17 protein-coding genes are annotated in these 14,073 nt (G+C 45.5%); 8 read left to right on the forward strand and 9 right to left on the reverse strand.

The features are described from left to right. Positions 1-210, forward strand: a 210-nt coding sequence (locus tag A3G19_RS03680) for a FliG C-terminal domain-containing protein (RefSeq protein ID WP_294870617.1), incomplete at its 5' end; no start/stop codon positions are given. Here the strand turns inward: A3G19_RS03680 and A3G19_RS03685 are convergent. Beyond that, positions 211-1,095 carry an AEC family transporter gene (locus A3G19_RS03685; RefSeq protein ID WP_294870619.1) on the reverse strand — a complete coding sequence of 295 codons (885 nt, stop codon included), beginning with the start codon at positions 1,093-1,095 and terminating at the stop codon, positions 211-213. Positions 1,096-1,199: 104 nt separating this feature from the next. On the opposite strand from A3G19_RS03685, the gene A3G19_RS03690 reads away from it, so the two are divergent. Continuing rightward, entirely contained in the window at positions 1,200-1,433 is a 234-nt protein-coding gene (locus tag A3G19_RS03690) for a CDGSH iron-sulfur domain-containing protein (protein ID WP_015654681.1), read from the forward strand. Continuing rightward, positions 1,433-2,344: an MBL fold metallo-hydrolase gene (locus tag A3G19_RS03695; RefSeq protein ID WP_294870621.1), complete on the forward strand. Its 912-nt coding sequence runs from the start codon at positions 1,433-1,435 to the stop codon at positions 2,342-2,344. Before A3G19_RS03690 ends, A3G19_RS03695 begins: the two co-directional genes overlap by 1 nt. Here the strand turns inward: A3G19_RS03695 and A3G19_RS03700 are convergent. The 7 genes from A3G19_RS03700 to A3G19_RS03730 form a co-directional block, all read right to left on the reverse strand. After that, complete coding sequence (locus A3G19_RS03700) at positions 2,305-2,835, reverse strand: YceI family protein (RefSeq protein ID WP_294870623.1); 531 nt, start codon at positions 2,833-2,835, stop codon at positions 2,305-2,307. The genes A3G19_RS03695 and A3G19_RS03700 overlap by 40 nt on opposite strands. Continuing rightward, positions 2,832-3,785, reverse strand: a complete 954-nt coding sequence (locus tag A3G19_RS03705; RefSeq protein WP_294870625.1) for a hypothetical protein — start codon at positions 3,783-3,785, stop codon at positions 2,832-2,834. Before A3G19_RS03705 ends, A3G19_RS03700 begins: the two co-directional genes overlap by 4 nt. Further along, the gene (locus A3G19_RS03710; RefSeq protein WP_294870628.1) at positions 3,782-5,326 is read right to left on the reverse strand and encodes a cbb3-type cytochrome c oxidase subunit I; all 1,545 of its coding nucleotides are present in this window, start codon (positions 5,324-5,326) and stop codon (positions 3,782-3,784) included. The genes A3G19_RS03705 and A3G19_RS03710 overlap by 4 nt, the downstream gene beginning before the upstream one ends. Beyond that, positions 5,301-5,936 carry an ATP-binding cassette domain-containing protein gene (locus tag A3G19_RS03715; protein ID WP_015654686.1) on the reverse strand — a complete coding sequence of 212 codons (636 nt, stop codon included), beginning with the start codon at positions 5,934-5,936 and terminating at the stop codon, positions 5,301-5,303. The genes A3G19_RS03710 and A3G19_RS03715 overlap by 26 nt, the downstream gene beginning before the upstream one ends. After that, positions 5,933-7,012 carry an FtsX-like permease family protein gene (locus A3G19_RS03720; RefSeq protein ID WP_294870630.1) on the reverse strand — a complete coding sequence of 360 codons (1,080 nt, stop codon included), beginning with the start codon at positions 7,010-7,012 and terminating at the stop codon, positions 5,933-5,935. Before A3G19_RS03720 ends, A3G19_RS03715 begins: the two co-directional genes overlap by 4 nt. Next, positions 7,009-7,467, reverse strand: a complete 459-nt coding sequence (locus tag A3G19_RS03725; protein WP_015654688.1) for a hypothetical protein — start codon at positions 7,465-7,467, stop codon at positions 7,009-7,011. The genes A3G19_RS03720 and A3G19_RS03725 overlap by 4 nt, the downstream gene beginning before the upstream one ends. 70 nt (positions 7,468-7,537) lie before the next feature. Continuing rightward, positions 7,538-8,650 carry a hypothetical protein gene (locus tag A3G19_RS03730; RefSeq protein ID WP_015654689.1) on the reverse strand — a complete coding sequence of 371 codons (1,113 nt, stop codon included), beginning with the start codon at positions 8,648-8,650 and terminating at the stop codon, positions 7,538-7,540. A 196-nt stretch (positions 8,651-8,846) separates the two neighbouring features. On the opposite strand from A3G19_RS03730, the gene A3G19_RS03735 reads away from it, so the two are divergent. Together A3G19_RS03735 and A3G19_RS03740 are read left to right on the forward strand one after the other, a co-directional pair. Continuing rightward, positions 8,847-9,455: a hypothetical protein gene (locus tag A3G19_RS03735; RefSeq protein ID WP_294870632.1), complete on the forward strand. Its 609-nt coding sequence runs from the start codon at positions 8,847-8,849 to the stop codon at positions 9,453-9,455. Continuing rightward, a complete protein-coding gene (locus A3G19_RS03740) occupies positions 9,452-10,333 on the forward strand; it encodes a hypothetical protein (RefSeq protein WP_294870634.1) in 882 nt (293 codons plus the stop codon). Before A3G19_RS03735 ends, A3G19_RS03740 begins: the two co-directional genes overlap by 4 nt. A 23-nt stretch (positions 10,334-10,356) precedes the next feature. On the opposite strand, the gene A3G19_RS03745 is transcribed toward A3G19_RS03740, so the two are convergent. Beyond that, a complete protein-coding gene (locus A3G19_RS03745) occupies positions 10,357-11,544 on the reverse strand; it encodes an OmpA family protein (protein ID WP_294870636.1) in 1,188 nt (395 codons plus the stop codon). A gap of 67 nt (positions 11,545-11,611) precedes the next feature. On the opposite strand from A3G19_RS03745, the gene A3G19_RS03750 reads away from it, so the two are divergent. From A3G19_RS03750 to A3G19_RS03760, 3 genes are all read left to right on the forward strand, one after another. Continuing rightward, positions 11,612-12,382 (forward strand): RMD1 family protein, encoded by a 771-nt coding sequence (locus A3G19_RS03750; protein WP_294870638.1) that lies wholly within the window; start codon positions 11,612-11,614, stop codon positions 12,380-12,382. Positions 12,383-12,425: 43 nt separating this feature from the next. Continuing rightward, entirely contained in the window at positions 12,426-12,713 is a 288-nt protein-coding gene (locus A3G19_RS03755; RefSeq protein WP_294870640.1) for a c-type cytochrome, read from the forward strand. A gap of 114 nt (positions 12,714-12,827) precedes the next feature. Then, positions 12,828-14,073: sensor domain-containing diguanylate cyclase (locus tag A3G19_RS03760; RefSeq protein ID WP_294870642.1), on the forward strand; the 1,246-nt coding region annotated here is incomplete at its 3' end.

Raw genomic sequence — 14,073 nt, forward strand, 5'->3', positions numbered from 1 at the left:
CTGAAAAATGCGGCCGAAGAGCTCAAAGAGAAATTTTTTGCCAATATGTCCCAACGTGCCAAAGACGCTTTTATCGAAGAACTCCAATTTTTAGGTGCAGTTAAAATGAAAGAGGTTGAAGCCGCGCAACGCCGAATTGTCGATGTGGTACAAGCCTTGGCGGAGCAAGGTGTCTTACAGCTCGGTGAATCTGAAGAGATGCTCGAATAGCTATAGCCGCTCCAAAAGATAAGCGATTATCGGCAAAGTGACCAAAGCAATGATAATCCCGTAACCGACCAACGCCGCACTAAGTGCCGGAGCAAATCCTGCCGCAATTGCCAATGCACCTGCGGTAATCATAGATGGCATCCCCGATTCAAGCACCGCCGTTTTCAGTGCGAGAGGCTCAGTTCCCATCGCAAACAAAATTCCAAATGCAATCAACGGCATTACCATCAATTTGACCATAAGAGCTTTTGTAAAGAGAGGATAATCAATCCCCCCTCGAATCCGGAGCGAATACCCTACCGATACCAAGGCTACCGGTACAAGCGTAGCCGAGAGTATCTGTAAGTAAGGGATCATGCGTGAGGGCATTTCACCCCATATCATCGCTACCAGCAGCATCAAAAAAGGGGGAAACAAAAAAAGTTTTTTGAGAATCAGCCGTTTATGGATGTGTCCCGTTTCATACCGGGCCAAAACAGCGCTGCCATAGAGGGAGAGGATCAAGAACGTCCCGAACTGATCGTACATTAGGACATAAGGGATTGCCGCATCTCCTAAAAGTGTTTGAACAATCGGTATCCCGACAAATGATGTATTTCCCAACGGAAGGACAAGCAACAAAGCAGCACGAACTTCAGGGGGATGATTTTTTGTCAGTACCATAACGATAGCTACGGTAATCGGCAACAATAACCATGGAATAAGCACGACACCCAATGCTGACATATCCATATGGATCTTAGGAACTTGCAGCAATATTGTTGCAGGAAGAGAGACATAAATAACAAAAAAATTGAGACTTTTGGCCAAATCGACGGGGGCATCCGTTCGCTGGAGAAGAACACCCAAAAGCAATAAGCCGATAATAAATGCAAACGGTTCCATCTTCTACCTTAATTGTACTAAGCGAATACTATTGCGAACCCCCTTTTAATTCTCTAAAATGCGGTTATAATGATAATTATGGAATCAGAAAATGGAGGTGTATCATGGAAACCAAGTTTATTAATGAGCCTTTCAAAGCATCACTCGATGCCAATACCGAGTATTTGTATTGTACTTGCGGTCTTTCAAAAACATTCCCGTTTTGTGATGGGAGCCATAGCGGAACCGACAAAACACCCATCAAATTTTCCGTCGAAGTAGAAACCGACAAATGGCTTTGCCGATGTGGGCGTTCAGGGCGTAAACCCTACTGTGACGGATCACACCAGCAGGGTTAATGCAACACTATACGTCACCGAAAATTTCTTTAACAACGATTCTAAAATGGCAATTATCCAAATTACTGCATCGTCGTGAGAAAATTGCGACCAACCGGAGCATCCTAACGCAAGAAGATTTACCAAGCGGTGAGTATGCCCTCTGGCTGGGACACGCATCTTTGTGGCTCAAGATGGGAGAGTCAACGGTAGCAATCGATCCGGTACTCGGAAATCTCCCGCTGTATCGCCGATACAGTGTACTCCCCCTCCCCAAAAAGCAATTACGTGCCGATGTCATCCTCATTACCCATGCCCATTATGACCATTACGACAAAGCATCCGTTTTATTTTTATTGCAACAAAATCCAAAGACGATTATCGTTGCACCGAATGGATTTTGGCGATATTTAAAAGGGAAAATTACACGTGAACGATGCTTTGAACTGGAATGGTGGGAATCGGTCATGGTAGGAGGATTATTTATCACTCTTGTCCCCTCAAAGCATTGGAGCAATCGTATCCATTTTGACATGAACAAAGCGTTGTGGGGTGGATATGTGATCCAAAACAGCGAGCATACGCTCTACCATAGCGGTGACAGTGCGATGGGGGAGCATTTTAAAGAGATTAGAGAGAGATTTGATATCGATGAAGCATTTTTACCGATCGGTGCCTACCGACCCGAGCCGATTATGCGACATTTCCATATTTCACCGCCTGAAGCGCTCCAAGCGGCACGAGATTTAGGGGCAAAAACCCTGATACCGATCCATTACGGAACCTTTAAACTCTCTGATGATTCGCTGGATGAGCCGATCGAGTGGTTCGAGCAACTAACCCTGTCCGCGCCCTATCCGTTTCATTCACGTATATTGCGTGTAGGGGAAATTTATCGTTTCAACGAAATATCAACATTCAAATCAACCTGATCACGCACGCTCAAAAAAACCATTTTCGGCGGAGTGATCCCAAAATCGGACATTTTCAGACTGCTTTTGGCTTTGATGCGTACTTTAGAGGCTTCTTCAGTAATTGTTCCTTCAAAACTCATCGGTTTGGTTACACCATGGAGGTTCATTGAACCTTTAAGAAGCACATTATCCCCCCCTTTTGCCACTACCTCTTTGATATCAAATACCGCCATATGAAATCGATCACATTCCATCGTTTCACGCATATGTTCATCACGCTTTTTATTATCGCTGATCAAATCGAGCATCGATGCTTCTACTGAACCTTTCAATGTCGAAGGATCTTTATCCATACTAAGAGCAGAAACAATTTTTTTCGTCACAGGGTCAATGCTTGAATCCCCAAAAACTTCCGTATGTGCTTTAATGCTCCCTGATTCAAAGCTCAAATTTCCCGCAAATGCGGACGTTGCCACTAAAACCACTACCAAACTCACTATTTTTTTCATGTAACTCTCCTAAAATAAAATGGAAAAAGAAGGGAAAATACCCCAAGTACCGTCACAGCAATCCAAAGCTGATGTTCTAACGCAATAGCGTTAGCAGCCGATGTTGCAATCCATCCAACTCCGATCATCGCCAAAGCGGTCACTCTGATATTGCGCAGTTGAATCAATTTATGAAATACAAGGACATTATAGTACGAAATTGCAATCGGATAGACAATCGCGAGTCCGATAGGTTTTTCTAGCCAATACAAAATATAACTCACAATGAACAGTCCCAAAACAACAGGAATCTGTTTTAAGAGTTCATCCCCAAAATAGTATGCGGCATAAACTCCCACTAAATGAGAGGCTATAATCAGCAATGTATATTCGCTCCAAATGTCCATAGCTTCCGATCGGCTCAGTGTTTCAAAGAGGGCTGAATCAGCAAAGATCCAGAGCATCATCACGATAACAAGCCGCCACGGAAATTTTTTGTACTCAATCTGTGGCAGACGATTGAGATGAAAAAACCGTAAGGCCACAATAGAAATAAGGGGGAAAACAAGAGCGATAACCCCTCTCTCTTCAAAAGGATAGGTATACAGTGCTGTCCCTATGGCATACGAAATAGCAAGCCCGAACGAGAGCTGAAGCTTCCCTTGCGAACCAAAGATGTAAAGGAGAAGCGGTGTCGTATATCCGACAACAAAACCGAGTGCCAACAACATCCCAAGCGAGTAATTGGGGTAAAACCACGAAATCATAATCTGAACCCCAAACAAAAAGTAAAGTTCAGTTTTTAGATCTTTGTGTCGCCAAAGCGCATTAAAGAGTGCCCCCATTACTCCGCCGATAGGGAGGGTAAAAAGGTCATGGATATGGGAATCAAACGCACCCACTACCCCTGTTTGTGCGATAAGGAGATAATACAGAAGCTGTGAACTGAGTACGATAACGAGAAGGTTCACTGTTTGCCTCGCAATACCAGCCAATATACCAGAGCAAATGAGGTGTCATAGAGTGCCACCAAGAGGGCAATTCCATCCAGCGCACCCGCCATATAGAGTGCGGCAAATACGGAAGCGCACAAAACCCTCACGCTCGCACTAAGCTCCGCAAAACGGTGCGGATCACTGTGGATTCCATACCAGTGCATCAATCCCGTCCCGATCATAAAAGCAAACACAATATACTCATACGTTCCGCTAAAATTAAATCCGAGCAGCGGGAAAAGTGCCGCACCGCCGAGGATAAGAATCACCCCTCCCCCTGCATCACTCAAAAAACCGCTCAAATGATAGAATTTGAGGGGCGAATCGAGTCGAAATCGAATCCGCTCATAGGTAATCCAAAGGACCATGACAACGAGTAAGGCACCAATCAGGGCACGTATTCCCAAAAACGGCTCAATCGCTCCGATAAATCCTCCTGCTTCAATGATTCCAGCGACACTAAGGGTTAGCGCCATCAGTGCCATCAATACCGTCCAAAGTACGGCGTAGACTCGACGAAAGAGATTAGGCAAAAGATGGTGCATGATCGCAAGTGCCATAAACGCCACCCCAAGTCCCATCGCGATATGGGCATGTCCGACCACCAAATCGTTACGATGGATCAATGCGCGGATTTCGGGAATAAAGAGGAAATTTCCCTGCAAATCAACAAAGACGAATGCTGCAATCGAGAGGATCAGATACGGATTCGTTTTAAAATTCACCCCCGCATCACGGAGCCAAACCCATAACAGCGGAAGATATAGGAGCGTCAAATACTGAAAAAACCACTCTTCGTTGTAACTGAGATTATGAAAGAAGTTACGGATAATGAGAGAGAGTGCATAACCGACCAACGGCACAATCCATAACCCATGCCAGCGAGGTTTGAATTCCTGTGTGGCAACAAGCTTGATGAGCAGATAATAGAGGGGAATAAGGGTAAAACTCATCCCCAGTGTATTATCACCGTGGGGTCCGACAAGGGTCTGTTCTACTTGACCGTATTGCGGGTTCATCAACACCACCAATGCAATCGGTGCAACAATCACAGCGAGAAGCGATACATTGACCCACAAAGGACGTTTTTCATAGCGGCGCAAGGCATCTACGAGGGCAAGGAGATAAAACACTCCGCTAAAAGCAAGGAGGAAGTTCAGCTGATAAGGGAAATCGTAAAACGGCAATCCCCGAATATTTCCAAACAGCAGTGCCATAGACATGAAGAGTAAAAAGAGGTTCCAAACAACGAAATAACGGCGCAAATGGCCTATCGCATTTTCGGACAAAACTCCCTCTTTTTGAAACAGCGCAAACGGCAGCAGTGAGAGCATCAACGGGAAAAATCCGTACAACATCTGCGAAATATGTAACGACCGTGCCCTCTCAGGAGAAAGGAGCGTCATCGACCCGTCCAGCCCCAACATCTCGACCGCATAAACGAGCCCTGCGAAGAGTCCGAAAATCAGCCAAACAAGCGCGAGAGGGAGTTCATTGTTTATGAATTTGCTTAACAAGACCATCCTCCATCTCAATAATTATATCTGCGTAGTCAGCAATTTTTTTGTCGTGAGATGCAACCACGAATCCTGTCCCTTGATGTGAAAATTCTCTAAACAGTTCATACACCCCGAGCGCATTTTTCGTATCCAGATTCCCCGTCGGCTCATCCGCGAACACGACGGAGGGGTGATTGATAAGGGCTCTGGCGATCGCGGCACGCTGGCGCTCTCCGCCGGAGACCTCATCGCTATAGCGTTTCCCCAGCCGCTCAATCCCCAAACTTCCCATCAGCGGATCGATTAATGTCGGATCGAGGGCTGCTAACGCCACGTTTTCACGGAGCGTCAAATAAGAAATCAAATAATGGAATTGAAAAACAAACCCGATATGCTCCCGTCGGAAATGGTCGATATTCCCCAATTCACTCAGGGTTTTCCCATCGTATCGGACACTTCCATGCGATGGTTGCAATAACGTTGAGAGAATAGAGAGAAGCGTTGTTTTCCCGCTTCCGCTCTCGCCGATAATCGCCGTAAAGCTTCCCGGTAAAATCTCGATATCGACCCCGTTCAACACTTTCTCATGACCGTAGAAGTGTTCCAGTCCCAGTGCTTCGATCTTCATGCTCCACCTCGTTGAATCAAGCTCATCGGGTCGATACGGGAAGCATAAATGGCAGGAAGAAGTGTTCCAAACAGTGCCATCGTAACCGATACAATAAACACTTTTAACGCTAACGCAAACGTGATCTCTCCATTGATGTATCCTTGAAACTTATCGGCATGCTCTATCATCTCCAATATCCCCAGCGAAGCCCCAAGTGCTACGGTATAGGCGAGAACCGCGATAATCAGCGTCTCACTTAGAAGCTTTAAAATAATGGTGCTCGAAGAGAGCCCGATGGAACGCATAATTCCAAACTCCCCCTTACGGTCATTCACCACCATACTCATCATACTCACGATGCCCAATATCCCCATTAAAAACGCCATGGCCCCGATCACGTCGGAACTGGTTTTGATAATCTTGAACTGGTTGTACGAATCGATAAATCCGTCGGTTGTTTTCGCTTCCATTTCAGGATTTGCAGTATTGATCTGCTCTATGATGGTATCACTTTGACTCAAATCATCGAGTGCGATCAGAAAAATAGAGCTACTTTTGTGAAATACCTCTCCCGCATCCCCCAGATTCATAACCACCCCACCGTCTTCGAAACCGATACGGCTTTTAAACACACCGCTGACTTTGAATTCTTTTTTTGAAAGGGATATTGTTTCGGGGTGCTTGAGCGTTTCATAGATCTTAGACCCCAGCATCACTTCACCGGAGCGTGGAGAAGAGCCTTTTGTCAATGTATAACTTTTAAAACGGTTTTCACTTGCACCGTAAATACCGACAATCGGAAGCGGATCGACGGGAGCTGCCCCTAAAATGAGGGCGCTCACCTCTTTGACCCCTCCCATTTTGGAAATCTCTACGGTAACAGAGCGGTTAATATCACTGAAAAACGTATCGGCAATCCCTTTTTGGGTAACGATAATATCCCCATCGGTTTTGAGCATCGAGCTGTACATGCTCACCACACCCCCGGAAATAGCACTGATGAGGAAAATAGCGGCGATAGAAACACTCATACTGATAAAAATGAGGGCCGTTTTAAACCGGTTTTTACGAAGAGCTTTGAGCGGTGTAATCACTGCTCAATCGCTTTTTTAAGTTCGGCTGTAGTTTCTATAAATTCAACTTTGGTAAGAAAGTTCCCGCGAAATTTCATCACGGTGATTTTATCTTCCTGATAGGGGAAGTTAAGCCCCTGCTCTTCATCTTGGATCAAAAGCACCGTATGGGTATATTTGCGCATTTTCGGCAATGCGAAACTTTCGGTGATAAATTTTGGCATTTGGCTGATATCGGCCACAAATGCCGCTTTATTTTTTACCAGATACCCTTTTTCTTGAACAGTAAGATACTCGTTGACCGTGGCTCCCGTCCCTTTTTCAAACGCCATAATCAGCGTTTTCGGCATCGCTTTGAGGGTAAGACGTTTACCGAACTGATCGTTTAGATCAAGCGGCATTACCGATTGACCTACTTTATACGGAGCCGCCCAAACACTGAGTGCAACCATCAACAAAATGATAACCTTTTTCATAATAGATCCTTATACCTGATTAACTGACGAAAGTATAAAAGAAAAAAGGATAATTGACGGTTAATAGACCTTAATGAGTCAGTTTGCTTAAAATCGTTTCAAGCTCTTTGTGCTGTCCCAACGTGAGGGCAAAACTCTGATCCATCACTTTATCCAAATGATTCATCTCGGTGAGGGTAATCCCAAAAGGATCTTTTTTCGCCACCTTGCTTATCCCCGAAGAGATCGTGACATTATCGAGTTTCTTGGAACTATGACGGATAAAATAGGTAAGAAAATATCCGCCCGAGTGGTCTTTTTCGATTGCGACGACAACACGCGACGCATTTGAACCGTTCCATGAAAGATCGGGAGCAAGGGTTTTAAAATCTTCGACAGAGAGATACCCGACATAGACTTTCGTATAAATATCATGATAACGCTGGGTTGCATTGCGTCGGAAAAATTCCACATCGATCGGATCTTTGGCGCGCAGTGATCGGCTCATCCACGTTAATGTGCTGTAATATTTAAATGCCGCAATTTTAAGTTCTTCGGCATGGGCAATCTTAGTACTCTCGACACGAATCATCGGATCGCGCTTGGATTTACTGCTGAGGCGGTCTAAAATATGACGGGCGCTGTAGGGTTTGGTAAGCCATACCGAGGCATACGGCGGAAGATCGGAAGTCCCGGTTGCCCCCTCATTTAAAACCAACAAAGCTTTCACTTGATAACGGGGAAAAAGGACCTCGAGAAGTGCCCGTTTTTTGCGGAGCCGTTTTTTCAGATTGCTCACCGATTTAACGAGGGTCATCTCAACAAAAAAGAGCTCTTTATCGGTAAAAAGCAATCCGTCAAATTCGCCGATCTCTTTGTGACGGGCTCGGTAGATGATCTGCCCTTTCCAGCTTACCGAGAGGGCATCGCTTTGGGCGCGGGTACGATGTTTATGGGGGCCTTTGATAATAAAACTTTTAATCTGCGGTTCGTTAGCGGCGTAACGGAGAAGTTTTTCGTAGATGTAATTTTCATACACCTCTCCCTCGAATGAGCGAAATGCACTGATATACCCCTCATCTTCCATCGTAAGACCTTTGGCCTCTAACGAGAGAAGATGATCGATGTTATAGTCGTAATAGAGGAGGTTGTCGCCAAGTTCATCATCCCCATCAGGGATAACCGTTTCGTTAATTGTGAGCATAAAACTCTTCTTAGTGCAAATTTAGGGTACTTTGCAAATACCCGTCATCATTTTACCTTATTTTTTGCCACTTGAGTATCCTTCACGTACAAGGAGCAAAGCCCCTTGTCCTACGCTAACGCTGTGTTTTACTCGGCGTAAAGCCCACGTGCAGTGACACCGCACTTCTTAAAGCCATTTTTTGATACAATAAAACATGCAGCAAAACCGACCAACCGAAGATCAAATCCGCGCCCAATTCGTCACTTCGTTGATGGAATATTTCAAAATCGAGGAGGATATCAACCTCCGCGCGCACGTTGCCGACTTAGTGCGCACGATTCAGCCCTCCCATTATCGTGAGTTTTTTCGCCGCCTCTCGTCACGCTCTATGCCGTATAAAAGCGGGTTTGAAAAGATTTCCCTGATTGCCGAAGAGTTTGAGGGTGAGATGCTTACCCCCATCGAGCAAGAGGCTCAGGAGAGAGCGCAAAAGCTCTACGCTCTGATGTACGATTTGCACCGCGAGATCAGTCTGGTGCGAGATGGGGAGAAAAGTGCGCTTGAGCGGTTCGAGTCTATCCGTTTTACCTCGATCAAACGTCAGGGTGAAGAAAAAAGTCTACTCGATGAGACCGATATTAACGTGGTAAAAGCCCTCAGTAAACGGTGGATTTACGACTATGTTTCACTCGACCGGAGCCTCTTTGAAACCCGTGTCACCCACGAGTACCGTAACGAAATATTGCGTCGTGAACGCGATAAAAACACGACCCTTGCCGCAGGGTTCAAAGCCAAATTGCTCCGATCGGTCAAGCAAAAATGATTACTCTCCCGCTCGCTTTGATCGATCGTGAAGATCTCAGTCTCATGGAACGCGCACTTCTCCCCCTCATCGCCCGTCATACCCAGCAGTGGGGTGACAAACCCGGTGATATCGATGCCTCTACCCTCGCCCAGGTGATTCGTCATAGCCCTCGTGAAGTAATCGAAGCACTCGATATTATGGTGAAGAAAGGGATTTTAAAAACGATCCGCCGCAAAACAGCGCAAGGGGTAATGATCTACTATGCCTTTGCCCCGATTGCCACCCTCCCATCACCGGTTATGGCTCTCACAGCGAGCGAGTACAGCGACAGCAGCTATTTTCTCAATATCAACAACGATACGTTCGAAGAACTCCACGCTTTCGCGCTCGAATTGTGTGACCGTGAGGGATTACGTCGAGAATTATTTGAAGATTTTAACCTCTATCAGCGTTCAAAAAATAACCGTTCATTCGACTGGTGTGCGGAGTTTGAGCGTTGGGTACGCAAAGAGATCGCTTCCAATGCTCCGGTTATCGCTTCGCAGCAAACCCTCGCAGAGGCAAAACCGACCACCGAAGAGTTCGAGATGGCGCAATATTTCATCCGCCATCTCTCTTCCATCGACCCTCAATTCGAAGAGCCGTTCGATGTCATGAGTTGGGCCGCTCAGATAAAACTCCTCATTGAAACAGGGGGATATACCCTACTGGATGTGAAAGCGGTTATCGACTGGCTCTTTAGCGCCAAAGGGGATTGGTTCCGTCCCAATGTCCCGGATGCGTATCATCTGCGTAAACATTTCAAACGGCTTATCGCGCATACCCGCTCATTCCGAGACGGCAAACCGCGCCTCCCCGATGGGGTCGATCTGTTCGATCTTTATGAACAGATGTAGGATTTAATAGTTCTACAAGAGATCTAATTAAGAACAAATTCGATCCGTCGGTTTTTGGATCGCCCCTCTTCGGTCGTATTGGGAGCGATCGGATCGGCATCCCCCATCCCGTTTACCGTAATGATACTCAGATCAATCCCCTGCGTTGCCAAATACTCCGCGACTACTTTTCCCCGTGCTTCAGAGATAATCTCATTCGTTGCATAAAGATGTTTGAGACGCTGTGGCGGAATATCGTCGGTATACGAATTGATGATAATCGATTTGTTTCCAGAGACTTTGAACACTTTTGCCCACTCATTCAACCGTGTTTTTCCCGCTTCGTTGAGGGCGACTATCCGATTGTCAAACAGCTGAAAATTGCGGAAATACGCTACCGGTGCTGGAGTTGTTGCTAAGGGTTTTTCAATAATCGGCTTCGCAGCAACCGCAATCGGTTTTTCAACTTTCGGTTCGGTTTTTACGATAGGGGTTGGGGTGATGATTGCCGGTGCCGTAATTTTGCTCACAGGGACAACAGCGACCGGTTTTACTTCCGCAACCGGAGGCGTTAATACCGGAACGTTTGTTGGGGTTGGTTCCGGCGCGCTAAGCGGTTTGATCTCATTGGCGGCAACTACCATCGGCGTTATGGTTTGACCCGGTTTGAGTTTTTCAATCTCCATCATCACACACGCCCCTTTGACATCACGGGCGGTCAGCGTATACGTATTCCCTTTTGCCTGCCATATCGGGTTTTTAAGCGGCTTGAGATCTTGATCCAATCCCTGATATTTACGGACACCATACCCTTTCGGTACATTAACGGTAAGGATATTTTCTGCCGTCACGCAATCAGGGCTCCCCTTGCAATCCCCGCCGCTGAGGAGTATTTTATAGACACCGTTCTCTTCCGATACCAAAAAATCGTCTTTATACGCACGCTGCACATACGAATAGCGATCGGTATTGGCAAAAGAGAGTTTAACGCTTCCGTCTTTCAATTTTTCAATCGAATGCTCTTCAGGTCGGACATAAACAATCCGATTTGAATCAAATCCGCGATCAAACATAAATCCGTAGTTTTTATTTTTAGCACCTTGATAATTAAAGTGAAAAATTCCTTCTGAAAAATCGGCTTGCGGATAAAAAATCATCTCCGATACATCAGCGCTCAAATGAGCCCAACTGAGCCCTAGTGTTAGTAGTCCGATAGCTATTTTAGTTTGCATTATCACCTCACTGTAATAAAGGAATGATACACTATCAACAACCAATCTTCGGTTAAAGGAGAAAATCATGAACCTATTATCTCTTTATCTCGATCATCCAATCAGCAAATCAGCCCTAGAGTATTCCTTTGATTTAACCATGAACAAAGGGGTTGAAAACGGTTACTACGGCCGGAATGATACCCTGCATGCGCTCCTTGCCCCTTTTGGCGTTTTGACACTGATCGCGGATGAGAAAAGAACTATTTTGAGCGCGCTCTCAACGCTGGGCATATCGATGGAAGATGAACAAAAACTGATCACCCAAGATTACCCCATCCAAATCGATCCGAATCACCCCGAAGCGTTCAGCATCACCAATCAAGTGATTATCCTCCGAGAAGATACCGTATTAAGCCTCAATGTCATCGCTCTGGCGATTTCGCAAAGCGTCGGATTGGAACATTACGAAAAGCGGCTCGATACCCTCTTCTCCCAAAGCCGTCGAATCGTGGCATCGATCCATCATTTCTCGATCAGCCGGCGTTCGCATCTCATGCAGTTTGCCAAACGTCTTGCCCTCACCCGCCATGATATGGTCAGTAATCTGCTGTTACTCGACAAACCCAATATTCTATGGGATAACGAAGAAGCGGAAAATCTCTATAACCGTCTTGCCTTTATCCTCGAGCTCTACGACCGTCACGAAATTGCCCTCTCCAAACTCTCTCAAATCAAAGAGGATGTCATGCTCGTTATGGACATCATCAACCACAAAAAAAGTGAATTTTTAGAATGGATCATCATCGTCCTCATCGCCGTCGAAATTGTTATGGGTATTATGGAGATGGTAAAATAAGTGTGCTACAATAAACCCCATACGATGTAAAAAGGAGAACAGCATGAAGAAAGTATTGATGTTGATGGTATTGGGAGTTTCTGCCCTCGTAGCCGCCGATGGAGCAAAGCTCTACGGAGCCAAATGTGCCGAATGTCACGGCGTAGACGGTAAAGATGCTGCCATTTCCGGCAAAGCGATCGCAGGGGACGCGGCGGCATTGACAAAACTCATGGGATACAAAGCGGGCAGTTTCGGCGGTGATCAAAAAGTGACGATGCAAGCCTCTCTTGAGGGGTTGAGTGATGATGATTTAAAAGCCGTTGGTGCCCATGTCGGAAAGTTGAAATAATCCTTACGCGAGGAGCTTGAAAAACTCCTCTTTTCTTTGATAAGCACTTTTATTCATTATTCTTATTTTTTCGTTACAATACTTCATAAAGCTCATCCAATAAAGAGAGTTCCTATGCAAACGATTCAACGCTATTTCCCGGATATTCAAGAATGTATCCATGATTTCAGTATTAATCTCGAAAGTATGCACACCGGTAGTACCGATAGCCGTCTCTACACTCAAGCCCTAATCGAGCATAAACAGCTGTTTTTAGATCTTCTCCTCTCGAGCACCGAAGAGGAAATTGAAAAAAATACCCTCACCCTCGTCCAATTTACCATCGAATACGAGATATCCTACCTTTTTTTATACAGTGAGCTCATCACGATCGCCCGAAAACTTCTCGGCACTCTTGTCGAACAACAGGATTTTGAGAATATCGCCGAAATAAACCGCTATTTTGCAAGGCATGAAGATCGGATCAGTGTTTTGTACCTGCAAAAATTTCTAATGCAGCTTACCCTCAAAGGTGAACTCCGTCTCTCCCATATCGCGATCATGCCCGATAAAAAATTTATGATCCATTATGAGTCCCATATTCGTTGGATACTTAATCTTATTCATTATGTCCAAGAGAATAAATTCGACGATACCTACCCCGAACTTAACCCAAATCTCTGTGAATTTGGCCGGTGGATGCACAGCGCAACCACCACCTATCTCCTCTCAACGTCCCATTTTAAAGTGATCGACAAACTCCATATCAATCTCCATGATCTGGCAGCCAATGTCATCAACTATTGCAAAAGCAAAAGGGCTCGCCCTGCAACCCTTATCCATCTTATGCAGCGGATTGATTACTATTCTCTTGAGATCGGAAATGAGATCGCTTTTCTCAACGAGATCGAAGAAAGTGCCAAAGATCCCCTCACCCATCTGCTAACCCGTCGGCTGTTTGATAAAATCATGATGAATAAGCTCGATATCTCCAAGTCAACCGGCAGAGAGTTTTCTCTGATGATGTGTGATTTGGACCATTTCAAAGGGATCAACGATACCTACGGTCATGCAGTAGGAGATATGGTACTTAAACACTTTTCTGGTATTTTGGAGCAGACACTTCGTAAATCCGATTATATTTTTCGATTCGGAGGAGAAGAGTTTATGATCTTGCTTCCCGCTACAAGTAAAGAAGAGGCACTTCTCCTTGGACAAAAAATATGCGATACAACAGCTGAGAGAGAGCTCCTATTGGATGAAGTATCCATCCGCTACACGGTCAGCATTGGAGTGGTATCCGTCCTTCTCGGCAGCTCAGTACCCATCCAGCAAGATACGATAGATCAATTTGTCATGCAAGTCGATGAAAAACTCTATC

This window comes from Sulfuricurvum sp. RIFCSPLOWO2_12_FULL_43_24, from assembly GCF_001829605.1.
GTDB lineage: Bacteria > Campylobacterota > Campylobacteria > Campylobacterales > Sulfurimonadaceae > Sulfuricurvum.